The 26,016-nt window shown below is 72.5% G+C and carries 25 protein-coding genes and 1 pseudogene; 9 read left to right on the forward strand and 17 right to left on the reverse strand.

What is annotated here, in order from left to right:
- The first annotated feature begins 72 nt into the window (after positions 1-72).
- Complete coding sequence (locus O7624_RS08720; RefSeq protein WP_282239637.1) at positions 73-627, forward strand: GNAT family N-acetyltransferase; 555 nt, start codon at positions 73-75, stop codon at positions 625-627.
- Here O7624_RS08720 and O7624_RS08725 read toward each other — a convergent pair.
- On the reverse strand, positions 523-1,827 hold the full coding sequence (locus O7624_RS08725; RefSeq protein ID WP_282240579.1) for a glycosyltransferase family 87 protein: 1,305 nt from the start codon (positions 1,825-1,827) through the stop codon (positions 523-525). The two genes, O7624_RS08720 and O7624_RS08725, sit on opposite strands and share 105 nt — an antisense overlap.
- 35 nt (positions 1,828-1,862) lie before the next feature.
- Here O7624_RS08725 and O7624_RS08730 point away from each other — a divergent pair, with 35 nt between their 5' ends.
- Positions 1,863-2,444 (forward strand): GNAT family N-acetyltransferase, encoded by a 582-nt coding sequence (locus O7624_RS08730; protein WP_093401628.1) that lies wholly within the window; start codon positions 1,863-1,865, stop codon positions 2,442-2,444.
- Positions 2,445-2,472: 28 nt separating this feature from the next.
- Here O7624_RS08730 and dapB read toward each other — a convergent pair whose 3' ends face one another.
- The 6 genes from dapB to truB all read right to left on the reverse strand — a co-directional run bounded on the left by dapB (position 2,473) and on the right by truB (position 9,743).
- Positions 2,473-3,246: a 4-hydroxy-tetrahydrodipicolinate reductase gene (gene dapB / locus O7624_RS08735; RefSeq protein ID WP_282239638.1), complete on the reverse strand. Its 774-nt coding sequence runs from the start codon at positions 3,244-3,246 to the stop codon at positions 2,473-2,475.
- A 73-nt stretch (positions 3,247-3,319) separates the two neighbouring features.
- A complete protein-coding gene (locus O7624_RS08740; protein ID WP_282240580.1) occupies positions 3,320-4,606 on the reverse strand; it encodes a pitrilysin family protein in 1,287 nt (428 codons plus the stop codon).
- Positions 4,607-4,818: 212 nt separating this feature from the next.
- The gene (locus O7624_RS08745) at positions 4,819-7,185 is read right to left on the reverse strand and encodes a polyribonucleotide nucleotidyltransferase (RefSeq protein WP_282239639.1); all 2,367 of its coding nucleotides are present in this window, start codon (positions 7,183-7,185) and stop codon (positions 4,819-4,821) included.
- 221 nt (positions 7,186-7,406) lie between these two features.
- The gene (gene rpsO, locus O7624_RS08750) at positions 7,407-7,676 is read right to left on the reverse strand and encodes a 30S ribosomal protein S15 (RefSeq protein ID WP_013732184.1); all 270 of its coding nucleotides are present in this window, start codon (positions 7,674-7,676) and stop codon (positions 7,407-7,409) included.
- Positions 7,677-7,869: 193 nt separating this feature from the next.
- Positions 7,870-8,799: a bifunctional riboflavin kinase/FAD synthetase gene (locus O7624_RS08755; protein ID WP_282239640.1), complete on the reverse strand. Its 930-nt coding sequence runs from the start codon at positions 8,797-8,799 to the stop codon at positions 7,870-7,872.
- 59 nt (positions 8,800-8,858) lie between these two features.
- Positions 8,859-9,743, reverse strand: a complete 885-nt coding sequence (truB, locus tag O7624_RS08760) for a tRNA pseudouridine(55) synthase TruB (RefSeq protein WP_282239641.1) — start codon at positions 9,741-9,743, stop codon at positions 8,859-8,861.
- 144 nt (positions 9,744-9,887) lie between these two features.
- Here truB and O7624_RS08765 point away from each other — a divergent pair, with 144 nt between their 5' ends.
- A complete protein-coding gene (locus O7624_RS08765) occupies positions 9,888-10,220 on the forward strand; it encodes a hypothetical protein (RefSeq protein ID WP_093402017.1) in 333 nt (110 codons plus the stop codon).
- Here O7624_RS08765 and O7624_RS08770 read toward each other — a convergent pair.
- The 10 genes and pseudogenes from O7624_RS08770 to rimP all read right to left on the reverse strand — a co-directional run bounded on the left by O7624_RS08770 (position 10,209) and on the right by rimP (position 20,069).
- Complete coding sequence (locus O7624_RS08770) at positions 10,209-11,552, reverse strand: MATE family efflux transporter (RefSeq protein WP_282239642.1); 1,344 nt, start codon at positions 11,550-11,552, stop codon at positions 10,209-10,211. The genes O7624_RS08765 and O7624_RS08770 overlap by 12 nt on opposite strands.
- Positions 11,553-12,082: 530 nt before the next feature.
- The gene (locus O7624_RS08775) at positions 12,083-12,292 is read right to left on the reverse strand and encodes a DUF6186 family protein (protein ID WP_170863305.1); all 210 of its coding nucleotides are present in this window, start codon (positions 12,290-12,292) and stop codon (positions 12,083-12,085) included.
- Positions 12,292-12,699, reverse strand: coding sequence for a hypothetical protein (locus O7624_RS08780; RefSeq protein ID WP_093402018.1), 408 nt, complete (start codon positions 12,697-12,699; stop codon positions 12,292-12,294). Before O7624_RS08780 ends, O7624_RS08775 begins: the two co-directional genes overlap by 1 nt.
- Positions 12,700-12,762: 63 nt before the next feature.
- Positions 12,763-13,758, reverse strand: coding sequence for a bifunctional oligoribonuclease/PAP phosphatase NrnA (locus O7624_RS08785; protein WP_282240581.1), 996 nt, complete (start codon positions 13,756-13,758; stop codon positions 12,763-12,765).
- 200 nt (positions 13,759-13,958) lie between these two features.
- On the reverse strand, positions 13,959-14,456 hold the full coding sequence (rbfA, locus tag O7624_RS08790; RefSeq protein WP_093402020.1) for a 30S ribosome-binding factor RbfA: 498 nt from the start codon (positions 14,454-14,456) through the stop codon (positions 13,959-13,961).
- A 133-nt stretch (positions 14,457-14,589) separates the two neighbouring features.
- A complete protein-coding gene (locus O7624_RS08795; protein ID WP_282239643.1) occupies positions 14,590-14,883 on the reverse strand; it encodes a DUF503 domain-containing protein in 294 nt (97 codons plus the stop codon).
- A 91-nt stretch (positions 14,884-14,974) separates the two neighbouring features.
- Positions 14,975-17,947: a translation initiation factor IF-2 gene (gene infB / locus O7624_RS08800; RefSeq protein ID WP_282239644.1), complete on the reverse strand. Its 2,973-nt coding sequence runs from the start codon at positions 17,945-17,947 to the stop codon at positions 14,975-14,977.
- 93 nt (positions 17,948-18,040) lie between these two features.
- A pseudogene (locus tag O7624_RS08805) lies at positions 18,041-18,371 on the reverse strand (YlxR family protein).
- A gap of 16 nt (positions 18,372-18,387) precedes the next feature.
- Positions 18,388-19,431 carry a transcription termination factor NusA gene (nusA, locus tag O7624_RS08810; protein WP_282239645.1) on the reverse strand — a complete coding sequence of 348 codons (1,044 nt, stop codon included), beginning with the start codon at positions 19,429-19,431 and terminating at the stop codon, positions 18,388-18,390.
- A complete protein-coding gene (rimP, locus tag O7624_RS08815) occupies positions 19,428-20,069 on the reverse strand; it encodes a ribosome maturation factor RimP (protein ID WP_282239646.1) in 642 nt (213 codons plus the stop codon). Before rimP ends, nusA begins: the two co-directional genes overlap by 4 nt.
- A gap of 168 nt (positions 20,070-20,237) precedes the next feature.
- Here rimP and O7624_RS08820 point away from each other — a divergent pair, with 168 nt between their 5' ends.
- From O7624_RS08820 to O7624_RS08845, 6 genes are all read left to right on the forward strand, one after another.
- Positions 20,238-20,741, forward strand: coding sequence for a hypothetical protein (locus tag O7624_RS08820; RefSeq protein WP_282239647.1), 504 nt, complete (start codon positions 20,238-20,240; stop codon positions 20,739-20,741).
- The gene (locus O7624_RS08825; RefSeq protein ID WP_282239648.1) at positions 20,738-21,193 is read left to right on the forward strand and encodes a ferritin-like domain-containing protein; all 456 of its coding nucleotides are present in this window, start codon (positions 20,738-20,740) and stop codon (positions 21,191-21,193) included. Before O7624_RS08820 ends, O7624_RS08825 begins: the two co-directional genes overlap by 4 nt.
- A gap of 87 nt (positions 21,194-21,280) precedes the next feature.
- The gene (locus O7624_RS08830; RefSeq protein WP_093401640.1) at positions 21,281-21,862 is read left to right on the forward strand and encodes a PadR family transcriptional regulator; all 582 of its coding nucleotides are present in this window, start codon (positions 21,281-21,283) and stop codon (positions 21,860-21,862) included.
- Between the two features lie 107 nt (positions 21,863-21,969).
- The gene (locus O7624_RS08835) at positions 21,970-22,674 is read left to right on the forward strand and encodes an ABC transporter ATP-binding protein (protein ID WP_210937377.1); all 705 of its coding nucleotides are present in this window, start codon (positions 21,970-21,972) and stop codon (positions 22,672-22,674) included.
- Positions 22,671-25,397, forward strand: a complete 2,727-nt coding sequence (locus O7624_RS08840; RefSeq protein WP_282239649.1) for an ABC transporter permease — start codon at positions 22,671-22,673, stop codon at positions 25,395-25,397. The genes O7624_RS08835 and O7624_RS08840 overlap by 4 nt, the downstream gene beginning before the upstream one ends.
- A gap of 28 nt (positions 25,398-25,425) precedes the next feature.
- Positions 25,426-25,905 (forward strand): nitroreductase family deazaflavin-dependent oxidoreductase, encoded by a 480-nt coding sequence (locus tag O7624_RS08845; RefSeq protein WP_093401642.1) that lies wholly within the window; start codon positions 25,426-25,428, stop codon positions 25,903-25,905.
- The last annotated feature ends 111 nt before the right edge of the window (positions 25,906-26,016 follow it).

Consider the following 26,016-nt stretch of genomic DNA (forward strand, 5'->3'; position numbering starts at 1 on the left):
CAGGCTACGACAGGCGTACGACATCGGTGCGGACACTGGACCTGCCCGCCCCGGCGGCCTAGAACTACTTCCATGCCCAGCATCCGCCGTGAGCAGCCCGACGACGCCGAGGCGGTGGCCCGGGTGCATGTCCGCGGCTGGCAGGCCGGCTACGCCGGGATCATGCCCGAGGAGGTGCTGAACCGACTCAACCCGGTCGCCTGGGCGCAGCGCCGGCGGGCCCTCGGCACCGCCGACCCGGATCACCCGTTCACCACGTTGCTCGCCGAGGAGCACGGCACCCTCGTCGGGTTCGCCACCTTCGGGCCGTACCGCAACAACCAGGATCGCGGCGACCTCGACCCGGCGTACGGCGAGGTGGTGAGCCTCTACGTCACGCCCGAGAACTGGGGTGACGGCACCGCTCGGGCCCTGTTCGCGGCGACCCGGACGGGCCTGCGCGAGTCCGGCTGGACGGAGTACCGGCTCTGGGTGCTGGCGGACAACGACCGGGCCCGCCGGTTCTACGAGCGGGCCGGGTTGTCACCGGACGGTGAGCGCTCGACCTATCCGGTGCCGTTGTCCGGCGGGCGGCCGGCCATCGGACTGGTCGAGTTGCGGTACACCGGCCGGCTCGACGGCAGCTGAATCCGACGGCGACGCTGGATCCGACGGCGACCGGGGGGCGGCCCGACGCACCGGCAGGAAGGCCAGCAACGCCAGGCTGATCCAGACGTAGGTGTTGCCGAACAGGAAACCGTCGAGGCCGGTGAAGTCCTTCTCCCACGCCCAGACGATCCGGCTGGTCAGGAACGCGTACCCGATGGTGGCGCAGGCCAGCAGGACCCGGCGTCGGCGACCGCCCGGTGGCGCCGCCATGCCGCGGTCCACCAGCAACAGCAGGCCCGGCAGCAGCCAGACCAGGTGATGCACCCAGGTGACCGGGCTGACCAGGCACATCACCGCGCCGGTCAGGGCCAGCCCGGTGGCCTCGTCGCCCACGGACGCCGCGACCCGGGACCGCCACGCCCAGAGCACCAGCGTCGCGGCGACCAGCAGCAGCCAGGCCAGCGTGCTGGGGCTCTCCGGGTCCAGCCGGGCCACCACGCCACGCAGCGACTGGTTGGAGACGAAGGCCAACTCGCCGACGCGCCCGGTGTTCCACAGGGCGCTGGTCCAGAACTCCCGGGAGGCGTCCGGGAACAGCGCCGCGGCCAGGACGGTCGCGGCGGTCGCGGTGCCCGAGGCGGTCACCGCCGCGCGCCAGCGCCCGGTCACCAGCAGGTAGACGATGAAGATGCCCGGCGTGAGCTTGATCGCGGTGGCCAGGCCGATGCCGATCCCGGCCCATCTGCTGCCACCCGGCAGCAGCCGGAGCAGATCCACCGCCACCAGGAAGAGCAGCAGCGTGTTGACCTGGCCGAAGTTGATCGTCTCGCGCATCGGTTCGAAGGCGGCGACCAGGCACAGCGCCACCGCGAAAGCGAACCAGCGGGTCCAGCCGGCACGCCGGGACACCGGGTCCAGCAGCCACCAGATCAGCACCGCGCTGGTCACCACGCCGGCCGCCACGCTCACCACGATCGCCGCATGCCAGGACAGGTACGCCATCGGCAGCATCACCAGGGCGGCGAACGGTGGGTACGTGAAGCCGTACTGGGTGCCGGGCTTGAGGTAGTCGTAGATCTCCCCGCCGTCGTGCACCCACCAGACCAGGGCGCCCCGGTACACCTGCAGGTCGAAGAAGCCGTGCCGGACGGCCGCCACGGACAGGAACCCGGCCACCGCGACGGCGAGCACGATCACCGCGGCGACCTGTCCGACCGTCCGCCTGGCACCCTGCGCCACCGTCGCCTCCCTCACCCTGCGTAGGCTGTCGTGCCATGAGTCTCGGGTACGTCCGCCCGGCGCGTCCGGAGGACGCCGCCGAGATCGCCCGCATCCAGCTCGCCACCTGGCGGGTCGCCTACCGGCGACTGCTGCCCCGGGAGGTGCTGGACGGCCTCGATGAGGCGTCGCTGGCCGAACGCTGGGATGCCTCGGTGCGCCAGCCGCCGAGCGACACCCACCGGGTGCTGGTCGCCGTCGAACAGGCCGAGCAATCGTATCTGGTGGGCTTCGCCGCCTCCGGTCCGGCCGACGCCGAGGCGCTGGCCCCGAACGAACCGGCCGAGGCGCTCGGCGCCGACGTGGTGGCGGTGACCGACCTGCTGGTCGAGCCCCGGTGGGGCCGGCGGGGGCACGGCTCCCGGCTGCTCGCCGCCAGCGTCGACCTGTGGCGGGAGTCCGGCTTCGACCGGGCGGTGGCGTGGGTGTTCGAGGGAGACCAGGCTTCCCGGAAGTTCCTCACCACAGCCGGCTGGGAACCCGACGGCGCGGGACGCGCGCTGGACGTCGACGACATGCTGGTCCCCCAGCTGCGCCTGCACGTCGCCGTTCCCACCGAGCCGCCCCGGGCCGGCTGACCGACCCGCCGGCCCGCCTCGGCCGCGCTCAGTCGAGCAGGGCGTCCAGGCCGAGGGTCAGGCCCGGGCGGTTCCGCACCGCGCGTACCGCGAGCAGCACGCCCGGCATGAACGAGACCCGGTCGTACGAGTCGTGCCGGATGGTGAGCGTCTCACCCGTGGTGCCGAAGAGCACCTCCTGGTGGGCGACCAGTCCGGTGGCCCGCACGGCGTGCACCCGTACCCCGTCGACGTCGGCGCCCCGGGCACCGGCGATCTCGTCCTTGGTGGCGTCCGGCACCGGACCGAGGCCGGCCTCGGCGCGGGCCGCCGCGACCAGGCGCGCGGTGTGCATGGCGGTGCCGCTGGGCGCGTCGAGCTTGCGCGGATGGTGCTGCTCGACGATCTCGACCGACTCGAAGTAGCGGGCGGCCCGCGCGGCGAACTGCATCATCAGCACCGCGCCGAGACCGAAGTTGGGGGCGATCACCACACCCACGTCGGGCCGGTCGGCCAGCCAGCCGCGTACCTTCTCGATCCGCTGCTCGGTAAAGCCGCTGGTGCCGACCACCGCGTGGATGCCCTGGTCGATGCACCAGTGCAGGTTGTCCATCACGACGTCGGGAGTGGTGAAGTCGACGAGCACCTCCGCCCCCGCCTCGGCGGCGTCGACCAGCCAGTCGTCCTGGTCGACGGTCGCCACCAGTTTCATGTCGGCAGCCGCCTCGACGGCCCGGCACACCTCGGCACCCATCCGGCCGCCGGCACCCAGCACGCCGACCTTGATCGACTCGGGGCCGGCCTTCTCCTGCTCGTCAGTCACGCGGCACAACCTATCCCAATCGGGACGTGGACACCCCGGGGGTGCACCGCGCCCATCCGGTCGGCCGAACGGGTCAGGCGCTGAAGTCCCGGCCGACGAACGGGCCGACGACGGCGAGGGACATCGGCCGGTCCAGCAGCTCGGCGGCGAGGGCGTTGACATCGTCGAGGGTGACCGCGTCGACCCGGTCGAGCAGTTCGTTGACCGGCACCAGGTCCCCGTAGAGCAGTTCGCCCTTGGCCAGGCGGCTCATCCGGGAGCCGGTGTCCTCCAGTCCGAGCACGAACGAACCCTTGCTCATCCCCTTGCCCCTGGCCAGTTCCGCCTCGGTGATGCCGTGCGCGGCGGTACGCGCCAACTCGGCCCGGGTCAGCTCCAGCACCTCGTCGACCCGCCCCGGGGCGCAGCCGGCGTAGACGCCGAACAGGCCGCTGTCGGCGTACTGGCTGGCATAGGAGTAGACGGAGTAGGCGAGGCCACGCCGCTCCCGGATCTCCTGGAAGAGCCGGCTGGACATGCCGCCGCCGAGCACGTTGTTCAGCACGCCGAGAGCGAAGCGACGCTCGTCGAGCCGATCGATGCCCGGGCAGCCCAGCATGATGTGCGCCTGCTCGGTCTCCTTCTCCTCCACCACGGTGGCGGCGGCCCGGGTGCGTACGCCCGGGGTGGCCGGCCGCTGCGGCGCGGGCGCCGCCGGATCGGTGTCCAGCGGAGTGCCCCGCAGCGCCTGGCGGACCAGCCGCACCACGGCGGTGTGGTCGAGGTTGCCGGCGGCGGCGATGACGATCTGGGGCGCGACGTAGCGTCGCCGGTAGAAGCTCTGGATCTGCCGACGGGTCATCGGGGTGACGGTCTCCGCGGTGCCGGAGATCAGCCGGCCCAACGGATGGTCACCGTAGACAGCCTGGGCGAACAGGTCGTGCACCTCGTCGCCGGGTTCGTCGTCGTGCATGGCGATCTCTTCGAGGATCACGCCACGCTCGGTCTCCACGTCGGCCGGCTCCAGCACCGAGTCGGCGACCAGGTCGCACATCACGTCGATGGCCAGGGGCAGGTCCTCGTCCAGCACCCGGGCGTAGTAGCAGGTGTACTCCTTCGTGGTGAAGGCGTTGGTCTCGCCGCCCACCGCCTCGATCGCCGAGGAGATCTCCATCGCGTTCCGCTTGTGGGTGCCCTTGAACAGCAGGTGTTCCAGGAAGTGGGCGGCACCGGCCTGCGGGCCGGTCTCGTCCCGGGAGCCGACCGCCACCCAGACACCGAACGAGACGCTGCGCATTGCCGGAATCGCCTCGGTCAGCACGCGCAGCCCGTTCGGCAGCACCGTGCGGCGTACCGTGCCGCCCAGCGGATCGTCGCTCAGGGTCCGGGTGACCGCCCGGGTCGACCCACCGGCGGCCCGAGCGGTCGCGGTGGTCGAACGACCGGAGCGCCGCGTCGGCCCCGGTCGGGCCCCGAGGAAAGACGAATGCCGGGTCCGGGTCACGGCCACCTGCTTCCAGTACGACGTGGGGGTGGATGAGTTGACGAACCGGCCGGGCGACGGTGTCGCCCGGCCGGTCAGCGGTTCACGTGTCAGCTGTGCCGGGTACGGCGTCGGGGACGGTTGTCGCCGCCACCCTCGCCACCTTCGCCACGCTCCGGGCCGCGAGCGCCCCGGTCGCCACCGCGCTCGCGGTCGCCCCGGTCACGCGGACCCCGGTCGCCACCCCGGTCACGGCCGGCGGGCCGCTCCTCGCCGGCTGCGGCGGCCGGTGCCTCGGCGCCCTCCGGACGGACCTTGTCCAGGTAGATCTTGCCGCGCTGGTCGATGTCGGCGATCTCGACCTCGACCCGGTCACCGACGTTGAGGAAGTCCTCGACCTTCTCGACCCGCTTGCCGTCGCCCACCTTGGAGATGTGCAGCAGGCCGTCGCGGCCCGGCAGCAACGAGACGAACGCGCCGAACGGAGCGGTCTTCACCACCGTGCCGAGGAAGCGGTCGCCGACCTTGGGCAGGGTCGGGTTGGCGATCGCGTTGATCCGCTCGACCGCGGCCTGTGCCGACGGACCGTTGGTCGCGCCGACGTAGATGGTGCCGTCATCCTCGATGGAGATCTCGGCACCGGTCTCGTCCTGGATGGCGTTGATGGTCTGACCCTTCGGGCCGATCACCATGCCGATCTTGTCGACCGGAATCTTGACCGTGGTGACCCGCGGCGCGTAGTCGGACATCTCGGCCGGCGCCTCGATCGCCCGCTGCATCACGTCGAGGATGGTCTGCCGCGCCTCGTGCGCCTGCTGGAGCGCGGCGGCCAGCACGTCGGACGGGATGCCGTCGAGCTTGGTGTCGAGCTGCAACGCGGTGACGAAGTCGCGGGTGCCGGCGACCTTGAAGTCCATGTCACCGAAGGCGTCCTCGGCACCGAGGATGTCGGTGAGGGTGACGTACTGAGTCTTGCCGTCGACCTCGTCGGAGATGAGGCCCATGGCGATGCCGGCGACCGGCGCCTTCAGCGGCACACCGGCGCTGAGCAGGCCCAGCGTCGAGGCGCAGACCGAGCCCATCGAGGTGGAGCCGTTGGAGCCGAGCGCCTCGGAGACCTGCCGGATGGCGTACGGGAACTCCTCCCGCGAGGGCAGCACCGGGATCAGTGCCCGCTCAGCGAGGGCACCGTGCCCGATCTCGCGGCGCTTCGGCGAGCCGACCCGGCCGGTCTCACCGGTGGAGTACGGCGGGAAGTTGTAGTTGTGCATGTAGCGCTTGGACTTCTCCGGGGAGAGGGTGTCCAGCGCCTGCTCCATGCGCAGCATGTTGAGCGTGGTGACGCCGAGGATCTGGGTCTCGCCGCGCTCGAACAGCGCCGAGCCGTGCACCCGGGGCAGCACGCCCACCTCGGCGCTCAGCGGACGGATGTCACGCGGACCCCGACCGTCGATGCGGACCTGCTCGCGCAGCACCCGGCTACGCACCTCGGACTTGGTCAGCGAACGGAAGGCGGCGGAGAGCTCCTTCTCCCGGCCCTCGAAGCGGGAGCCGAGTTCCTCCTGCACGCGCAGCTTGATCGCGTCCAGGGCCCCCTCGCGGTCGGCCTTGCCGGCGATCTGCAGGGCCTCGGCGACGTCGGCGCGGGCCAGTTCGGCGACCGCGTCGTACGCGTCGTCCTGGTAGTCCAGGAAGACCGGGAACTCGGCGACCGGCTTGGCGGCGACCTCGGCCAGCTCGCTCTGTGCCCGGCACAGCTCGCGGATGGCGGGCTTGGCGGCCTCCAGGCCGCTGGCCACGACCTCCTCGGTCGGTGCGGGCGCCCCGCCGGCGACCAGCTTCACGGTGTGCTCGGTGGCCTCCGCCTCGACCATCATGATCGCGACGTCGCCGTCGGGCAGGGACCGGCCGGCCACCACCATGTCGAAGGTGGCCCGGGCCAGCTCCTCGTGGGTCGGGAAGGCGACCCACTGGCCGTCCACGTGGGCCATCCGGGTGGCCCCGATCGGGCCGGAGAACGGCAGGCCGGACAGCTTGGTCGACATCGACGCGGCGTTGATCGCGACCACGTCGTACGGGTGCTGCGGGTCGAGCGCGAGGATCGTCTCGACGACCTGGACCTCGTTGCGCAGGCCCTTGACGAACGACGGGCGCAGCGGCCGGTCGATCAGTCGGCAGGTGAGGATGGCGTCCTCGCTGGGCCGACCCTCGCGGCGGAAGAACGAGCCGGGGATGCGGCCCGCGGCGTACATCCGCTCCTCGACGTCGACGGTCAGCGGGAAGAAGTCGAACTGCTCCTTCGGCTGCTTGCCGGCGGTGGTGGCGGAGAGGACGACAGTCTCGCCGAGCTGGGCCGTGACGGACCCGGCGGCCTGTCGGGCCAGCCGGCCGGTCGAGAAGGTGATCTCACGGGTGCCGAACGACCCGTTGTCGATCACGGCGGTGCGGGTTTCGGTGCCGAGTTTGGTCTCGGTCATGCTGTTTCAATGCTCCTTCGCATCGGGGGCCACGACGCGGGAGCTGTACGGACGGCCGGTCTTCGATCGAAGCGCCCGGGACCGCCGGCGGGATGCCAGGGTGCCCGGAGGCCACTACCGGAGACCGGTACGCCGACACTCCCTTGTCTGGGTGGTCGTGGCCCGTTTCTCGGTTGGGACGCCGACGGGGGAGTGACCTGGTGGGCCACTCCCCCGTCACGTCACCGGCGCAGGCCGAGCCGCTCGATGAGCGACCGGTAGCGGTTGATGTCCTTCTTCTGAACGTAGTTGAGCAACCGGCGGCGACGGCCGACCAGCAGCAGCAGCCCACGGCGGCTGTGGTGGTCGTGCTTGTGCACCTTCAGGTGCTCGGTGAGATCGGCGATCCGCTTGGTGAGGACCGCGACCTGCACCTCGGGCGACCCGGTGTCACCCTCGGCGGTCGCGTACTCCTCGCGGATCTTGGCCTTTGCCTGCTGGTCGAGCGCCATGTTCTCCCTGTTCTGGTGGGTTGTCTCGATGCGGTCCGTCGGGCCGGGCTACGGCACCGGTGACGGACGGTCCTCGCACCCGCGGCGTCGAGCAGGCAGGCGAGGCCCCACGTCGGTCAGCCGACGTCTCAGCCAGCCTACCAGCACCCACCCGACCGGGCCGGTCAAGGGCCACGGGCGGGTCGGTGACGGGTCAGCCCAGCACCCGGCGGGTCCGCTCGACGTCCTGGGCGATCTGGGCGATCAGCGGCTCGACCGAATCGAAGCGGGTCTGCCCGCGCAGATGCGCCACGAAGTCGAGCGCCAGCCGCTCGCCGTAGAGGTCGCCGTCGAAGTCGAGCACGTACGCCTCGACCCGGCGCTCCCGGCCGGAGAAGGTCGGGTTCGTACCGATCGACACGGCGGCGGCGAGTGGCTGCCGTCGCCCCCGACGGATCATCCGGGCGGCGTAGACGCCGTCGGCCGGGACCGCCGCGTGCCGGTGGCAGAGCAGGTTCGCGGTCGGGTAGCCGAGTTCCCGCCCACGCTGGTCACCGCGGACCACCACACCCTCCAGCCGGTGCGGGCGGCCCAGCGCGTCGGCCGCCGCGGTCACGTCGCCCGCGTCGACGCAGGATCTGATGTACGTCGAGGAGAAGACCGTGCCGGCCGCGGCGACCAACGGCGCTCCCTCGACGGCGAAGCCGAAGGTGCGACCGAGTCGCTCCAGCAGCGCCACGTCACCGGCGGCCCGGTGGCCGAACCGGAAGTTCTCGCCCACCACCACGAGCGCGGCGTGCAGGTGCTCCACCAGCACGTCGTGCACGAACGCCTCGGCCGACAACCGGGAGAGCTCGGGCGTGAACGGGATCACACAGAGCACGTCCGCCCCGAGGGCCTCGATCAGCTCCGCCTTGCGGGACGGCTCGGTCAACACGGCCGGATGCGAACCCGGCCGCACGACCTCGGACGGGTGCGGGTCGAAGGTGACCACCACCGACTGCACGCCGAGTTCACGGGCACGGGCCACGGCATGCCCGATGGTCGCCTGGTGCCCCTTGTGCACACCGTCGAAGACGCCGATGGTGACGACCGACCGTCCCCAGCCACCGGGCACCGCGTCGTACCCCCGCCACCGCTGCATGCTGCTCCTCCGCTGTCGTTGGCCCCGACCGTCGGCGGTCGGCCGTCGGGCACCCGGCGTCAGGCCGGGGCGAGCACGATCTCCGCGCGGGCCCGGCCGGCCCGCTCGCTGACGATAGCGATCAGCCCACCGGCCGGATCGAAGACCGCGTACGGCCCGGTGTGGCCGACCGGGTCGAGCGGACCGCCGTGGGAGAGCACCTTCGCCTCCTCGGCGGTGGCGTCCCGGCGGGGGAAGAACCGGTCGGCGGCGGGCGCGAGCGGCAGCCCCACCACGTCCGGCGCGCGACGCTCCAGTTCGTCGAGGGTGACGGCCTCCGCCAGGGTGAACCCACCCACGGCGGTACGACGCAGCGCGGTCAGGTGACCGCCGACCCCGAGCGCCAGGCCCGCGTCGCGGGCGATCGCCCGGATGTACGTTCCGGTCGAGCAGGCCACATCGACATCGACGTCGACCACGTCGGGCCGATCACGTCGGATCGCCAGCACGTCGAGCCGGGAGACGGTGACCCGCCGGGCCGGCAGGTCGACGCTCTCGCCCTCACGGACCCGCTTGTACGCCCGCTGCCCGTTGATCTTGATGGCGCTCACCGCGCTCGGCACCTGGTCGATCTCCCCGGTCATCCCGGCCAGCACGCTCCGGACCGCCTCGTCGGTGAGCATTCCGGCGGGCGTGGTGGCGATCACGTCACCCTCCGCGTCGTCGGTGACCGTGGCCTGGCCCAGCCGGATGGTCGCCGCGTAGCTCTTGTCCGCACCGATCACGTAGGTCAGCAGCCTGGTGGCCCGGCCCACCCCGATCACCAGCACCCCGGTGGCCATCGGATCGAGCGTGCCACCGTGACCGACGCGCCGGGTCCGAGCGAGCCGGCGGATCCGGGCGACCACGTCGTGCGAGGTCATGCCGCCGGACTTGTCCACCACGATCAGGCCGTCTGTGCTCACGACGTGCAAGCCTGCCAGATCGGCGCGCCGGCCCGAGCACCGGACAGCCGCCGGAAAACCGGATGTTCGGGCTTGGACTCCCCTGACACGATGGACCCATCGGCGACGGTGAGTGCCGCGCCGGCAGGCCACGGGGAGAACGAGATGACCACGGACCGCGGTCCCGATCGAACGCGCCGGCCCGACGAAGGGGTCCGCCTGCGTACGCCCGACCAGCCCAGCGCGCTGCCGGACTGGATGCTGAATCCACCACCGGCGCGGCGCACGTTGGGTGTCCGGTTCGCCGAAGGTCTGGCCGCCCTGCCCGGCGCCGCGGCGGTCCGGCGACGCTGGTGGGCCTGGCAGGGACGGCGGCGCCTGCGCGAGCGCTACCCGAACACCGTGAAGATCGTCGCCATGCTGGCCGCCTTCGTGGCGAGCCTGGCGCTGGTGCTCGTCATCTACGCGCTCTACGGCCAGGTCTTATCAGGCGGGTAGACGCTCCTCGCCGCGTACCGCGCCGGTCACCGCCCAGGCACCGCTGCGCAGCCGCAGCAGCAGCCCGATCAGGCGGATCACGGTGAACAGCATCAGCCCGGCCCAGATGCCACCGAGACCAAGGTCGAGGGCGTACGCCAGCCAGATCGCCGGCACGAACCCGCCGAGCGCACCGGCCATGGTGAGGTTGCGCAGATAGCGGATGTCACCCGCGCCGATCAGCACCCCGTCGAGGGCGAACACCACCCCGGCCAGCGGCAGCATCGCGGCGAACCAGGGCCAGGCCACCAGCGCCTGCTCGTGTACCGCCCGATCCGAGCTGAACCAGGTGGGCACCACGCCGGCGCCGGCCGCCGCGAGCACCGCGAACGCCGTACCGCAGATTGCGCCCAGCCGGCCGATCCGGCGGGCCAGCGCCCGGGCCGTCGCGTCGTCACCACCGCCGAGCGCCGCCCCGACCAGCGCCTGCGCGGCGATGGCCAGCGCATCGAGCACCAGCGCCGCGAAGAACCAGAGCTGTACGGCGATCTGGTGGGCACCGACCGTGGCGGCACCGAACCGGGCGGCCACGGCCGTGGCGGACAGGAAGCTGGCCTGGAAGGCCACCCCGCGAATCAGCAGGTCCCGGCTGAGCACCAGTTGCTGGCCGATGATCCGGGGACGCGGGCGCAGCGCCACCCGCTCGGCCACCAGGGCGGCGGCGAAGAGAGCGCCGGAGAGGGTCTGCGCGATCACGTTCGCCACCGCCGAGCCGATCAGCCCCAGGCCCACCGGGTAGACCAGCACCGGACAGAGCACCGCGGAGAGCACATTGGGGCCGACCACGAAGAGCAGCGGCCGCCGGGTGTCCTGTACACCCCGCAGCCAGCCGTTGCCGGCGGCGGCGAGCAGCAACCCGGGTGCGCCGAACGCGGCGATGCGCAGCCACTCGGCGGCGGCCACGGCCACGTCACCACCGCCGGCCAGCGCGCCGGCCAGGGCACCACCGCCGAACTGCATGCCGACGACGACCGCCAGGCCCACACCAAGGGCCGACCAGGAGGCCTGGACCCCCTCGGCCACCGCTGCGGCGCGGTCCCCGGCACCGAACCGACGGGCCGCGCGGCCGGTCGTGCCGTACGCGACCACGGTCCCCAGCCAGGCGGTGAGGGTCATCACGGTGCCGCCCACGGCCACCGCCGCCAGCGGCACCCGACCCAGGTGGCCGACAACCGCGGTGTCAACGAGCACGTAGAGCGGCTCGGCGGCGAGCACCACGAGGGCGGGCAGGGCGAGCGCGGCGATTCGGCGCGGCGACGCGACCCGGCCGGTGGCAATTGTCGGCTGGCTCATCGCCGCCGATGGTGGCACGTGAGAAGTAAGGGGGGCAAGCCGGCGCACCACTTACCCCTGGCGACCATCACCCGGGGATGGCGCCGGTCCAGCCCGACGACCCGGAAGCACGAGCGGACCGGCGGTGACGCCGTACGCATCGGCGGCGGGGCGTCACCGCCGGTCGAACACCGTCACTGACGGGTGTCCATGGAGGTCTGCAGGGCGCGACGGGCCTGCTCACGGGCCTCGTCAGTGGTCTCGGGCTTGGGCTTGGCGGCCATGGTGAACCCCTTCCAGGGCACGCGTCACCGAGCGCGGCGGCGCGTCACGGGCGGTGCTACGACTGTCGCCCGAAAGCCGGTACCGGGGTCGCCGGAGCGGCGGATGGGCGGCCTGATGGCCCGGGTCGGTCAACCCTGGAGTGGAGCGGCACCGGGTATGGCTCCGCCCCTGACCTGCGCCGAAAGCGACGCCAGCCGTTTCCCAAGTTATCGTTCAGGTCCACATGGTGCGCGCTGTTCCCGCAATCTGGACGGGTCGAGTCCCGGTCAACGAGCCAGGAAGTGCCAGCCGACCCACCACCAGAAGCCGAACAGCCCGATCCGGCCCACCGGTACCGGACCGACCTCGTATCGCATGACGTACGCGCAGAGTTCGCCGAGGGTCGGGATCTTCGAGCCCTCCCGTCGGGCCAGCCACTCGACCAGCCCGAACAGCGCCATCCCGAGCAGGAAACCGCCGATCGCCAAGGCCCGCATCATCGCCGCACCAGCCCCCAGAACGCCGACAGCCACACCAACCAGGCCGCCGAACGGACCAGGCGGTCCTCCAGCAGCGGATCGGCCAGGAGGGAGAAGGTGGGGAAGTCGTCACCGGCCGCCGCGATGAAGGTGACCCCCTCGAAGATCCCGAAGACCGCCACCGGCAGCGCCCACCAGACCACGCCGGGTGGCAACCGGTCAGGTGCCGGACGGGCCTGCACCCGCTTGGTCAGGCCGAGCCAGATCAGCACCCCGCCGGCACCGAAGACATAGACGTTCGCCTCGGTCGAGAAGGACGAGAAGCGGCCGCCCACCAGGGAGAGAGCGACAAGCACCGGTACGCAGACGACCGGCCGCTCCCAGGTGCGAGGGGCGTCGACGGTGAGATCGTGGGGCTGCTCCATCATCCGATTCTCCCCGCCCTGTCCAGGTGCCGAAGCGCCGACGCCCCGGAGCTGACCCTGAAATCACCCCTGCTGGTCGGTGCCGCTCCTCGGGGCGTACGCCCGCAACTGGCTCCTGATCTGCTCGATGACCTCGTCCACGGTGCCACGGCCGGTGAAACCGGCGGCCAGCCGGTGCCCACCGCCGCCCAGCGCAACGGCCACCCGGCTCACGTCCGTCGCACCCTTGCTGCGCAGGGAGACCGCCCAGACGGCCGGCGCGGTCTGCTTGACCACGCAACTCACGTCGGCCTCCGCGGTGCAGCGCACCGGATCGATGAGTGCCTCCAGCACGTATGGCCGCTGCTCATGGCGGGCCAGGTCGTCCAGGGTCGCGTACGTCCAGACCAGGCCCTGCCCGCCGGCCTCACCGGGCTCCAGCCGGGCTCGCCCGAGCACCTCACCGAAGAGCCGTACCGCGCCGAACGGCCGGCTGTCGAACACCCGCCGCGAGATGTCACCCGGACGGATCCCGGTCGCCAACAGCCGGGCCGCCATCTCGTGCACCGCCGGGGTGGTCGCGTCGAACCGGAACGATCCGGTATCGGTGCTCAGCGCCACGTACAGACATTCGGCGATGCCGGCGTCCAGCGGCACGCCGAGGCGGTCCAGTAGCTGCTCGGCGAGCACGGAGGTCGCCGCCGCCGCCGGGTCGACCAGGTTCACATCGCCGAAGCCGCGATTCGAGGCGTGATGGTCGAGCACCAACGCGGTGCCCTTCCCGGTCAACCGGTCGGCCAGCTCACCGAGCCGCGACTCGCTCGCCGCGTCGAAGCAGATGACCAGGTCCGGCTCGGGTTCCACCTCGGCCTCGGGCACCAGCAGCTCCAAACCGGGCAGACCGGACAGCGGCTCGGGCACCTCCGGCGGACCGGGGAAGGTGGCCTGCAACCGGCGTACGCCGAGTCGCCGCAGCCCGAGTGCGAAGCCGAGCATGCTGCCCAGCGCGTCGCCGTCCGGGTTGACGTGGCAGATCAGCAGCACCCGACCGTCGGCGGGCAGCTGGCGGATCGCCGCCACCGCGGCGGCCCAGTCGGCCTCGGTCGGCCCGACGGGTGCCGTCGCGGAGGGACTCGGCCCGGCCGGGTCGCCCGGGCCGTGCGGACCGGTGGCGGGCGTCGACGGTGCCGGCTGACCGTCGGCAGCCGGACCGACCCGGCCGGGGCCGGGCTGACGCCGCACGGCGGGATCCGGCTCGGTCACGGCGCCACCGGAGGCGGTCACCGACGGTCCCCGCCCCGGGCATCGTCGGCCGTGCCGTCGGGCTCGTCCTCGTCGTCGGCGCCGCCCTCGTCATCGTCCTCGTCGAGGCGGTACGGCTGCGCCTCACCGGCGTACTCGGCCCTCGCCGCCAGGCGCTGCACCTCGGCGTCCGCGTTGCGGGCCGCGGCGAGCAGGTCGTCGATGTGCTTGACCTGATCCTGGACGTCGTCCAGAACGAAGGTCAGCGTCGGCGAGTGACGCAGCCCGAGCGCCTTGCCGACCGTGCTGCGCAGCATGCCCTTGGCGCTGTCCAGCGCGGCGGCGGTGCCCGCCTGGGCCGCCGCGTCGCCGAGCACGGTGTAGAAGACCGTGGCATCCCGCAGGTCGGCGGTGATCCGGGCGTCGGTGATGGTGATCATGCCGAGTCGGGGATCCTTGATCTGACTCCGCACCACCGACGCGACCAGTTCGCGCACCCGCTCCGCGTGCCGGCGTACCTTGGCCGCATCCGTCATCTCCGCCACCTCCACGGCGTCCCGCCACCGGCCGGGGCCGGCGACGCCGGCGTCACCGGAGCCCGCACCGACCCCAACACTCGAACCCTACCCGCGCCGTCCGCCCCGGCGTGCGGGGCGGCGGCCAACCGGGTCAGTCGTCGTCGCCGTACCACCGACGACGCACCGACAGCAGTTCGACCTCCGGACGGCTGGCCATCAGACGCTCGCACGAGTCGAGCACCTCACCGGCATGTGCCGCCTCGGCGGCCACCACCGCCACTCCTATCTCCGCTCGCCCGTGCAGGTCGAGCGCCCCCACCTCGGCGGCCGACACGTCGAACCGGCGGAGCGCCGCGACGATCGGCCGCACGTACGACCTCTTGGCCTTCAGCGACCGGGAGTCCCCCGGCAGCAGCAGGTCGAATACTGCGGTTGCGGTGTACATCGTCTGGGGACACTACCCGCACCCCACCCCGCATGATCAAGGGGTTTACGCCGGCCGGCGTAAACCCCTTGATCAGTGCGTCACCGCAGGATCAGGCGCGAACCTTTTCCCGCATCTCGAAGGTCTCGATCACGTCGCCGACCTGGACGTTGTTGTAACCACCCAGAGTCAGACCACACTCGAAGCCCTCCCGGACCTCCGTCGCGTCGTCCTTGAACCGCTTGAGCGAGCTGATCGTGAGGTTGTCCGCCACGACCGTGCCGTCACGCAGCAGGCGCGCCTTCGCGTTCCGTCGGATGACACCCGACCGGACGATGCAACCGGAGATGTTGCCGATCTTGGACGAGCGGAACACGTCGCGGATCTCCGCAGTGCCGAGCTCGACCTCCTCGTACTCCGGCTTGAGCAGGCCCTTGAGCGCCGCCTCGATCTCCTCGATGGCCTGGTAGATGACCGTGTAGTACCGGATCTCCACGCCCTCGCGGTCGGCCATCTCGCGGACCTTGTTGGAGGCCCGCACGTTGAAGCCGATGATCGTGACCGGCTCGGACGACGCGCTCGCGAGCATGATGTTGCTCTCGGTGATCGCGCCGACGCCCCGGTCGAGGACCTTGAGCTGAACCTCCTCGGGAATGTCGAGGTTGAACAGCGCGTCCTCCAGGGCCTCCACCGAACCGGAGACGTCACCCTTGAGGATGAGGTTGAGCGACGTCTTCTCGCCCTCCTTGAGCTGCTCCATGAGCGTCTCGAGGGTGGCCCGGCCACGGGAGTTGGCGAAGGCCGCCGCCCGGCGACGGGCCTGCCGCTGCTCGGCGATCTGCCGCACCGTGCGGTCGTCCGCCGCAGCGAGGAAGGTGTCGCCCGCCCCCGGCACCGCGGTCAGACCGAGGACCATGACCGGACGCGCCGGACCCGCCTCGGTGACCTGGTTGCCGTTCTCGTCGAGCATCGCCCGGACCCGGCCGTGCGCCCCACCGGCGACGATCGAGTCGCCCGCCCGCAGGGTGCCCTTCTGCACCAGCACCGTCGCGACCGCACCACGGCCCTTGTCCAGGTGCGCCTCGATGGCCACACCCTGCGCCGGCCCGTCGGTCGGAGCGGTCAGCTCCAGCGACGCGTCGGCGGTGAGCAGCACCGCTTCGAGCAGTTCCTCGATGCCGGTGCCGGGCTTCGCGGCCACGTTGACGAACATGGTCTCGCCGCCGTACTCCTCGGCGACCAGGCCGTACTCGGTCAGCTGCTGGCGGACCTTGTCCGGGTTCGCCTCCGGCTTGTCGACCTTGTTGACCGCGACCACGATCGGCACCTCGGCCGCCTTGGCGTGGTTCAGCGCCTCGATGGTCTGCGGCATGACACCGTCGTCGGCCGCGACCACCAGGATCACGATGTCCGTCACCTGGGCACCACGGGCACGCATGGCGGTGAACGCCTCGTGACCCGGGGTGTCGATGAAGGTCACCGCGCGGTCCTCGCCCTCGTGCGGCACGTGGACCTGGTAGGCACCGATGTGCTGGGTGATGCCTCCGGCCTCACCGGCGACGACGTTCGCCTTACGGATCGCGTCGAGCAGCTTGGTCTTACCGTGGTCGACGTGACCCATGACGGTCACCACCGGAGCCCGGCTGACCAGGCGGTCCTCCGCGACCTCGGCGTCGAGGTCGATGTTGAACTGCGCGAGCAGCTCGCGGTCCTCGTCCTCCGGGCTGACGATCTGCACGTTGAAGCCGAGGTGCTCGCCCAGCAGCAGCAGCGTGTCGTCGGAGCACGACTGGGTCGCGGTGACCATCTCGCCCAGGTTGAACATCTCCTGGACCAACGAACCCGGGTTGGCGTTGATCTTGTCGGCGAAGTCCGACAGCGAGGCGCCGCGGGAGAGCCGAACCGTCTGCCCCTGACCCCGGGGAGCGCCCGAGCTCATGGTCGGGGCCGACAGGTTGTCGAACTCCTGTCTGCGCTGCTTCTTGGACTTGCGACCACGGGTGGGCTTGCCACCCGGACGCCCGAAGGCGCCCGCGGCACCACCGCCACGACCACGGCCGCCGCCACCGGGACGACCGCCGCCACCGGCCGGCGCACCCGGGCGGAATCCACCGCCACCGCCGCCACCCGGACCGCCACGGTAGCCACCGCCACCGCCGCCACCCGGACCGCCACGGTAGCCACCGCCACCGCCGCCACCCGGACCACCGCGGTAGCCACCGCCACCGCCGCCGCCCGGACGACCGGCACCGCCGCCGGGACGACCGGCACCCGGGCCACCGGGACGACCCGGACGCTGGCTCGGCATGGAGGCCGGGCTGGGCCGCGGCGGCATCGAGGCCGGGCTGGGCCGCGGCGGCATCGAGGCCGGGCTGGGACGGGAACCACCGGCACCGGCGGCCGGTGGCCGCTGCTGCTGGCTGCCCTGGATACCGAAGGGGTTGTTACCGGCGCCACGCGCCGGCGGGCGACCCTGCCGGCCACCCGGACCCGGGTTGGTGGCACCGGGACGACCCGCGGCCGGAGAACCCGGGCGGGGCGGCATCGTGCCGGGACCGGGTCGAGGACCCGGACGGGCACCACCGTCGGCCGGGGGCTCCCGGCGGACGTTGTCCCGCTGCTGCTGGCGGGCGGCCTGGGCGGCCTTGACCGCGGCCTCCTGCTCAGCCTTCAACGCGGCGGCGCGCGCCTCGGCGGCGGCCACCTCAATGTCGTGAGCACTCGCCGGCTTGGCGACCGGGGCCGCCGCTGGCGGCGGACCGGGCACCGGACCCTTCGGCTTCGGCCCGGGCACCGCCGGACGCCGTGGCGGCGTCGGCTTGGCGGTGACCCGAGGCTCGCCGGGGGTCGGCGACGGGGTCGGTGCTGCCGCCGTCGGAGCCGGTGCGGCCGGCGGCGCGGCCGCCGGGGCACCGGGCCCACCCGAGGCGACGAACGCGCTGCGCAGCCGTCGGGCGACAGGCGCCTCTACGGTGCTCGACGCGGACTTGACGAACTCGCCCATCTCCTTGAGCTTGGCGAGTACGGTCTTGCTTTCGACCCCGAGCTCTTTTGCAAGCTCGTGTACGCGGGCCTTACCTGCCACTGCACTCCTCACTCCGAGGTCGTGCGGGCAGCACCCGCAGCGACCTCACTCGTGCACTTGAAGCCTGATCATTTCTGGGACTTCATCGTGTGCTCATGTCGGTCGTCCTACCTTGCTAGCGGCCCTCGTCCGGTCGGGTGACCGGACGTGGTGGTTGACGCGTCAGGTGCTCCGCGAGGGCCCCGTCATCCGGAACCCCGGCGATGCGCAGCGCGCGCCCGAAGGCACGACGCCGCACTGCCTGCGCGAAGCAGGCCGGATCCGGGTGCATGTTCGCTCCCCGACCCGGCAGCCTGCGGGCCGGATCAGGTCGGAGGCTGAAACCAGCCTCGTCGCCAATCGCGACAATCCGCAGCAATTCACTGGACGGTGCGCGCCGTCGACAACCCACACAGGTGCGCTCCGGCAGCGCGCGTCGTGCCACTGGTGAAAGTCTACCCCTAGCTACCCGACACCGCTCCGCCCGGTTCCCGGACGTGATCAGCTTCGGATTGCGCGGCGGGGTTGGCCTGTTCGGCGTCGGAGCGAATGTCGATCCGCCAACCGGTCAGTCGGGCAGCAAGTCGGGCATTCTGCCCCTCCCGCCCGATCGCGAGCGACAGCTGGAAATCCGGCACCGTCACCCGCGCGGCCCGGTTGGCCAGGTCGACCACCTCGACGCGGAGCGCCTTGGCCGGGGAGAGCGCGTTACCGACAAAGGTCGCCGGGTCGTCCGACCAGTCGATGATGTCGATCTTCTCTCCGTGGAGTTCACTCATCACCGCCCGGACCCGCTGACCCATCGGACCGATGCAGGCGCCCTTGGCGTTCACCCCGGCAGCGGTCGAACGGACCGCGATCTTCGTACGATGACCCGCCTCGCGGGCGATCGCGCCGATCTCGACAGTGCCGTCGGCGATCTCCGGCACCTCCAGAGCGAAGAGCTTCTTCACCAGGTTCGGGTGCGTACGGGACAGCGTGATCTGGGGACCACGCATTCCCTTGGCCACGTGCACCACCACGCAACGGATCCGCTCGCCGTGGGTGTACCGCTCGCCGGGCACCTGCTCCGACTGCGGCAGCACCCCCTCCAGCTTGCCCAGGTCGACGGTGACGATGCCCTTCTCGGCCCGTGCCTCGTGCGCCTGCACCACCCCGGTGACCAGGTCACCGTCGCGGCCGACGTACTCACCGAAGTGCACCTCGTCGGTGGCCTCCCGCAGCCGCTGGAGGATCACCTGCTTGGCGGTCATGGCGGCGATCCGGCCGAAGTCGTGCGGGGTGTCGTCCCACTCCCGCTCCACGGTGCCCTCGGTGCCCAGCTCCTGGGCGTAGACAAGTGCCGCGCCGGTCTTCCGGTCGATCTCCACCCGGGCGTGCGTCTGAGCACCCTCGGTGTGCCGGTACGCGGTCAGCAGCGCGGTCTCGATCGCCGCGAGGATCGTGTCGAACGGGATCTCCCGCTCGCGCTCCAGTGCGCGCAGCGCCGCGAGGTCGATGTTCACCTCTCCTCGTCCTCCACATCGTCATCGTCGTCGACGTCTTCTGATTCGGCCAGCTCGTCGAGGCGGGTGAACTCGACCTGTACCCGGCCCGGACCGAGATCGGCGTAGGCCCACTCCGCGCGGTCCGTGTCGGTCTCCAGCACAACCCGCTCGGTGTCGGCGTCTACCACCCGCCCGGTGACCTGCCGGTCACCGCCGGGCTGCCCGGACGGCGTGTTGCCACGCACGGTCACCCGGACCAGCCGCCCCACGTTGCGGCGCCAGTGCCGGGGCAGCGTCAACGGGCGGTCCACGCCCGGCGAGCTGACCTCGAGTTGGTACTCGCCCGCGACGATGTCGCCGCCGCTCTCCTCGGCCGCGTCCAGGGCGGTGGAGACCGCGCGCGACACGTCGGCCACCGCGTCCAGGTTGATCCCACCGTCGGCATCGACGATCACCCGCACCACGTGCCGGCGGCCGGCTCGGGAGACGGTGAGGTCCTCCAGGTCGTAGCCGGCGGCCTGCACCACGGGCGCGATCACCGAACGCAGCCGCTCGCGGCGGGCGGCGAGGTCACCACGGGAGGTCTGGCCCGCGCGTGCAGCCTGGCCACCGCGGGGTCGCCCCGTCGTCCTGGTGGCACGGCCACGCTGCGTCATCCGAAGTACCCTTCCGCTGCTCGCCGACGCCATGCCGGCACGCCACCGGTGCGGACGCGCCGGTGGCTGCGCAGAGCGTAACGCGCCGCCCGGACGACGGCCCGGGCGGCGCACCGACGCCACCGCCGGACACCCGTCACGCCGATGGTGTTGACTTGTCCGGTGGCGATGGGCAGAACGACTTGGCAGGACGAATCGTCCGAGCTTTCCCGCCGCGGCCTCCTGCGGGCCGGTGCGCTGCTGGCGCTCGGCGGGGCCGCCGCTCCGCTGACCGGTTGCGGCCTGCTCGACCGCGACGAGCCACCGCCGCAGCCCGATCCGCTCACGCCGCTGCTGGACGAATCGCGGCGGCTCGCGGCGGGACTGCGCGCCGCCGCCACCACCCATCCCGATCTGGCCGCCCGGCTGCTCCCGCTTGCCGAGTCACACGAGGCCCACGCCGCAGAACTGGCCGGGCTGACCGGTGTGGCGACCACCTCCGCCACGCCCACGGCGGCCCCGTCGGCCACGCCGCCGACGGATCGCTCGGCCGCGCTGGCCGAGCTACGGAAATCCGAGCGCGCCGGCCGGGAGGCGGCGATCCGGGCCTGCGCGGCAGCGCCCGCCGAGCGCGCCGCGCTGCTCGGCTCGATCGCCGCCGCCCGCGCGACCCACCTGGAGGCGCTGCGATGAGCGAGCGTGGCGGGCGAATCATCAGCGAATCCGCCGAGGCGCTCGCCAGCGCCCTCACCGCCGAGTACGCCGCCATCTGGGCCTACGGCCCCGTCGGGGTACGACTCAGCGGCGCCGAACGCAAGGCCGCGGTGGAGGCGGAGGCATCCCACCGGGCCCGCCGGGACGCCCTGGTGGTGCAGCTGAGCAGCGGCGGCGGCAACGTCCCGCCGGATCAGGCCGGATACGCGTTGCCCTTCCCGGTGATCGACCGGGCCAGCGCGCTGCGCCTCGCCGTGCAGGTGGAGGAACGCACCGCGGCCTTCTGGCGCGCGGCGCTACCGGTCAGCTCCGGCGCCGAGCGGGAGCGCGCCCTGGCCGCCCTGGTGGAGTACGCGGTACGGGCGACCCGCTGGCGGCGCAGCGCGGGGATCACCCCGTTGACCGTGCCGTTCCCGGGCCGCCCCGGCTGAGCCGGGCCCGCCTGACGCACCGGGCGTAGGCCAGCTCACGTCCGCGCCGGTTGCGGGTCGGCATACCAGGTATGCATACTCCGGTCCATGTCCATCCGCCACGGCCTGCTCGCCCTGCTCGAACGCGGGCAGATGTACGGCTATCAGCTCAGGGCCGCCTTCGAGGAGTCGACCGGCGCCACCTGGCCGCTGAACATCGGGCAGGTCTACACCACCTTGTCGCGGTTGGAGCGGGACGGTCTGGTCAGGTCGCTGCCGGAGAGCGAAGCCGGACAACGGCCGTACGAGATCACCGACGCCGGGCGGGCCGACCTGGCCCTGTGGTTCGCCACCCCGATCAGCCGCAGCGACCGCCCGCGCGACGAGTTGGCGATCAAGCTGGCGCTGGCGTTGACCACCCCCGGAGTGGATGTCCGTTCGGTGGTCCAGACGCAACGGACGGCCACCATGCGAACGTTGCAGGAGTTGACCCGGCTCAAGTACTCCAGCGACCGTCCGGAGGATCTGCCGTGGCGGCTGGTGCTGGACGCGATGGTGTTCCAGGCTGAGGCCGAGGTGCGCTGGCTCGACCACTGCGAGAGCAGCCTGGTACGGCACCGCCCCCCGGCCGCCGGCCCAGCGCCCCTCTCCGAGGCGGTGGGCCACAGTGGTGAGGAGGCACGACGGTGACCGCCCCCGGGGGACGCAAGCCAGCCGCCCCCGACCCCCCGGCCGCCTCCGACTCCACCACCTCGGACGGAGCCGGTACCCGATCAGCCGGCGACACCGTACTCGACCTGCGTGACGTGCACCGCACCCACGGCAGCGGCCCGGCGGCCGTGCACGCCCTGCGCGGAGTGAGCCTGGCCGTACGCCCCGGCGAACTGGTCGCTGTGATGGGCCCTTCCGGTTCCGGTAAGTCCACCCTGCTCACCCTGGCCGGCGGGCTGGACAGCCCGACCGCCGGTGAGGTGCACGTCGAGGGGCAGCCGCTGCACGCCCTGGATCGGCGTGGGCTGGCCAGGCTGCGCCGCCGCCGCATCGGGTACATCTTCCAGAACCTCAACCTCATCGGCAGCCTGACCGCCGTGGAGAACGTCGCTCTCCCCCTCGAACTGGACGGCACCGGGGTACGGGCGGCCCGCCGGCTGGCGCTCGACGCACTGACCGAGGTGGGTCTGTCGGAGCTGGGTGACCGGTTCCCGGACCAGCTCTCCGGTGGCCAGCAGCAACGCGTCGCCATCGCTCGGGCGTTGGTCGGTCAGCGGCGCCTCGTGCTGGCCGACGAGCCGACAGGTGCGCTGGACTCGCAGACCGGGGAGGCGGTGCTGCGGTTGCTGCGTCGCCGGGTCGACGCGGGGGCCGCCGGGGTGCTGGTGACCCACGAGGCGCGCCATGCCGCCTGGGCCGATCGGGTGGTCTTCCTGCGCGACGGCGTGACGGTCGACTCGACGGCCCCGCTGGCCGGCGTGGAGGCCCTGCTCAGCGGTAGCGGCCGGTGAACGATCGGCCGTCCCGGCTGACCAGCGGTGCACGGCTGGCCGAGGCGCTCGGGTCGTGGCGGGCCGCGCTACGCATCGCACGCCGCGAGGCGAGACGGGCCCGTGGGCGTACCACCCTGGTGCTAGCGATGATCGTCCTGCCGGTGCTGGCGTTGAGCTTCGTCGCGGTCAGCGTCGACATGGCCCAGCTGACCCCGGGCGAGGAGTTGGATCGTCGGCTCGGCAGCGCCGACGCGGAACTTCGGGTGGTCGGGCGCGGCCCGGTCGAGCAGAGCTCCGACGGCAGCGGCTGGACCTCCGGAGACCGGGACCAGCCGCTCACCGCCCCGGTCAGCGCCGAGCACGTCGCCGCGCTGCTACCCGAGGGCAGCCGGGTGCTGCCGATACGTCGCTGGGTGCCGTTCAGCGCCTGGCAGGGTGACCGGATCCGCGACGACATCGCTGCCACCGCGATCGACCTGACCGACCCGCTCGGGCGCGGCCTCGCCCGGATCCACCGGGGCCGGGCACCGGCCACCGCCGACGAGATCGCAGTGAACCTGGCCGCCCGACGCAGCCTCGGTGTCGACCTCGGGGACCGGATCGCCGCCGGAGACGGCAGCCGCACCTGGACGGTCGTCGGCGTGGCCGAACTCCCCGAGCGACTGACCGCGATGGTCATCCTGCACCCCGCCGGAGCGCCTCCGGAGACCAACCCCGACGAGGTCTTCCTGGCCGATCTGTCCGGCCCGCTCACCGACGACGTCTTCCGGCAGCTCAACCACAACGGCATCGTGGTAGCCGCCCGCGTCCCCGCGCCGCCCGGACAGCTGACCCAGTACGTCGGCTCGCGAATGAGCGGAATGAACGTGGAGGCGGTCAGCACCGGCGTGCTCGTCGGCGGACTCGGCCTGCTCGAAGTGGTGCTGCTGGTCGGGCCGGCGTTCGCCGTGGGAGTACGCCGTCGGCGACGGGAACTGGCTCTGGTGGCGGTCGCCGGTGGCGATGCCGTGCAACTGCGCCGAGTGGTGCTCGCCGACGGCGTGGTGCTGGGTGGGGTCGGTGCCGTGGCCGGGATCGCGCTCGGCGTGACGGCCGCCACCGCCGGCCGGCCCCTGGTCGAGGAGTTCATCTTCTCGCAGCGGTTCGGCGGATACCGCGTCTGGCCCGCGGCCCTGGTCGTGATCGCGCTGGTCGCGGTGCTGGCCGGGGTCCTGGCCGCGCTGGCACCGGCGTGGACGGCCGCCCGGCAGGACGTGGTGGCCGGGCTCGCCGGTCGGCGCACCCCGCCCGCGCACCGACGCCGGTGGCTCGCCATCGGCGTCGCGCTGGCCGCCGGGGGGACCGTCGTGGCCGCGATCGGCGCGGTCGTCACCTCGCAGCCGGTCATCCTCGCCGGGTTGGTCCTGGGCGAGCTGGGACTGGTGTTCGCCACCCCGACGCTGGTGGGCCTGCTGGCCCGGCTCGGCCGGTTCCTCCCGCTGGCCCCCCGGATCGCCGTACGCGACGCCAGCCGCAACCGGGCGTCGGCCGCGCCGGCCATCTCCGCCGTGATGGCCGCGGTCGCCGGCAGCGTCGCCCTCGGCCTTTTCCTGGCCAGCGACGACGCCCGCACCGACCAGCGGAACCGGGCGCTGCTGCCGGAACGCACCGTGCTGGTCACCACCGGCGGCGATCCCGCGTCGGACCGGCCACCCACCCTCGACGAGATCAGCCGCCCGGCCCGGGAACTGCTCGGTGCCGACACGATCGCCCCGCTGGTGGCGGCCGGCTGCTCGCCGGACTTCTACGCCTGCACGATCACCGCGACCATACCGGCCGAGCGCGTCTGCCCCTGGCAGCCGTACGAGCCACTCAGCGCGGCCGACCAGCTGCGGGCCCGCGCCGACCCCCGCTGCCAACTCGGCGACGACGAGCTCCAGAGCCCGTACCTGCGGGTCGCCGTGGACGACGGCACCACGCTGCGGCTGCTCACCGGGGTCGCACCGGCCGAGGTCGAGGCCGCCACGGCCACGCTGCACTCGGGCGGCGCAGTGGTCACCGACGCCCGCTTCCTGCGCGACGACCGCCTGGATCTCCGGGTCGAGCACGGCGACGAGAAGCGGCCGGCGGACAGCGTCACCGTGCCCGGACACGCGCTGCACACCGGGCTCGGTGAGCACTGGCTGGTGCTCTCCCCCACCGCCGCCGACCGACTCGGGCTCACGACCCGGCAGGTCGGCTGGGCGTTGGACGCCCAGCAGCCACCGGACCAGCAGCGGCAGGACGAACTGGCCGCCGCACTTCGCCCGCTCGGCTCCGCGGGAGTCGCGGTGGAGCGGAATCAGGACCACAACGACACCCGGCCGCTGCTGCTCTTGCTGGCGGCGGTCTCCGCCGTGGTCACCGTCGGGGCCGCCGGCATCGCCACCGGTCTGGCAGCCGCCGAGGGACGAGCCGACCTGTCCACCCTCGCCGCGGTCGGAGCGGGACCAGGCGTACGCCGTCTGCTGTCGCTCTGCCAGGCCGGCCTGATCGCGGTGCTCGGCTCGACGTTGGGCATCGTCGCCGGACTCGCCTCGGCCCTGATCGTGCTGGCCTTCACCAACCGGAGGTACGCCGACAGCTGGCCGATCGAACCGCCCTACCCGCTGGTGATGCCCTGGCTCACCCTGGCTGTGCTGGTGGCGGTACCGCTGGTGGCGATGCTCGGCGCGGCGCTGTTCACCCGGTCCCGGCTACCTGTGGAACGCCGTCTGGACTGACCGGTACCCGACACCGCAGACTGTGCGGATGTCCGTGCTGGGAAGCCTCACCCGCCGGGTCGGTCGGTACCGCTGGTTCGGTGCCACGGTCCGGTTGCTGGTACCCGTCGACCGGGCCGTCGGGCGGCTGACCCGGGGCCGGGTGGTCGCCCTCGGGCTCGCCCCGTCGCTGGTGATCACCACGACCGGTCGTAAGTCTGGTCGGCCGCGCAGTAACCCGCTGCTCTACGTGCCCGACGGCGACGGGTACGTGGTCGTCGGGTCGAACTGGGGCCAGGCCCACCAGCCGGCGTGGTCGCTGAACCTGCTCGCCGAGCCGAGGGCCGAGGTGGACGTCAAGGGTCGCCGGATCCCGGTACGCGCCGAGGTGGCCACGGGTGCCGAACGCGACCGGCTGTGGCGACTGCTTGTCGACGAGTGGCCGGCCTACGAGACGTACGTGGAGCGGGCCGGTGGCCGGGAGATCCGAATCTTCCGGCTGGTGCCCGACGACACCCGCCGCACCTGACCCCCGTCGCGGCTCGGCCGAGCGCCCCGACACAGGCGTTAGGGTGTGCGTGACCGACAGGTCGCTGTGGGTGGCGCGAACGCGGGGTGGGTGGCGTGGACGGTGTCCAGG

Origin of the sequence: Verrucosispora sp. WMMD1129 (genome assembly GCF_029581255.1) — a bacterium.
In the GTDB taxonomy this organism is placed as follows: Bacteria; Actinomycetota; Actinomycetes; order Mycobacteriales; family Micromonosporaceae; genus Micromonospora; species Micromonospora sediminimaris.

Coding starts and splice junctions, on each gene's coding strand:
- O7624_RS08820 (WP_282239647.1), top strand. CDS start 20,238: ATGGGCAGAACGACTTGGCAGGACGAATCGTCCGAGCTTTCCCGCCGC.
- O7624_RS08775 (WP_170863305.1), bottom strand. CDS start 12,292: ATGCGGGCCTTGGCGATCGGCGGTTTCCTGCTCGGGATGGCGCTGTTC.
- O7624_RS08720 (WP_282239637.1), top strand. CDS start 73: ATGCCCAGCATCCGCCGTGAGCAGCCCGACGACGCCGAGGCGGTGGCC.
- O7624_RS08825 (WP_282239648.1), top strand. CDS start 20,738: ATGAGCGAGCGTGGCGGGCGAATCATCAGCGAATCCGCCGAGGCGCTC.
- O7624_RS08795 (WP_282239643.1), bottom strand. CDS start 14,883: ATGTACACCGCAACCGCAGTATTCGACCTGCTGCTGCCGGGGGACTCC.
- rimP (WP_282239646.1), bottom strand. CDS start 20,069: ATGACGCAGCGTGGCCGTGCCACCAGGACGACGGGGCGACCCCGCGGT.
- O7624_RS08780 (WP_093402018.1), bottom strand. CDS start 12,699: ATGGAGCAGCCCCACGATCTCACCGTCGACGCCCCTCGCACCTGGGAG.
- O7624_RS08765 (WP_093402017.1), top strand. CDS start 9,888: ATGACCACGGACCGCGGTCCCGATCGAACGCGCCGGCCCGACGAAGGG.
- rbfA (WP_093402020.1), bottom strand. CDS start 14,456: ATGACGGATGCGGCCAAGGTACGCCGGCACGCGGAGCGGGTGCGCGAA.
- rpsO (WP_013732184.1), bottom strand. CDS start 7,676: ATGGCGCTCGACCAGCAGGCAAAGGCCAAGATCCGCGAGGAGTACGCG.
- O7624_RS08745 (WP_282239639.1), bottom strand. CDS start 7,185: ATGACCGAGACCAAACTCGGCACCGAAACCCGCACCGCCGTGATCGAC.
- O7624_RS08830 (WP_093401640.1), top strand. CDS start 21,281: ATGTCCATCCGCCACGGCCTGCTCGCCCTGCTCGAACGCGGGCAGATG.
- O7624_RS08845 (WP_093401642.1), top strand. CDS start 25,426: ATGTCCGTGCTGGGAAGCCTCACCCGCCGGGTCGGTCGGTACCGCTGG.
- O7624_RS08730 (WP_093401628.1), top strand. CDS start 1,863: ATGAGTCTCGGGTACGTCCGCCCGGCGCGTCCGGAGGACGCCGCCGAG.
- O7624_RS08770 (WP_282239642.1), bottom strand. CDS start 11,552: ATGAGCCAGCCGACAATTGCCACCGGCCGGGTCGCGTCGCCGCGCCGA.
- O7624_RS08755 (WP_282239640.1), bottom strand. CDS start 8,799: ATGCAGCGGTGGCGGGGGTACGACGCGGTGCCCGGTGGCTGGGGACGG.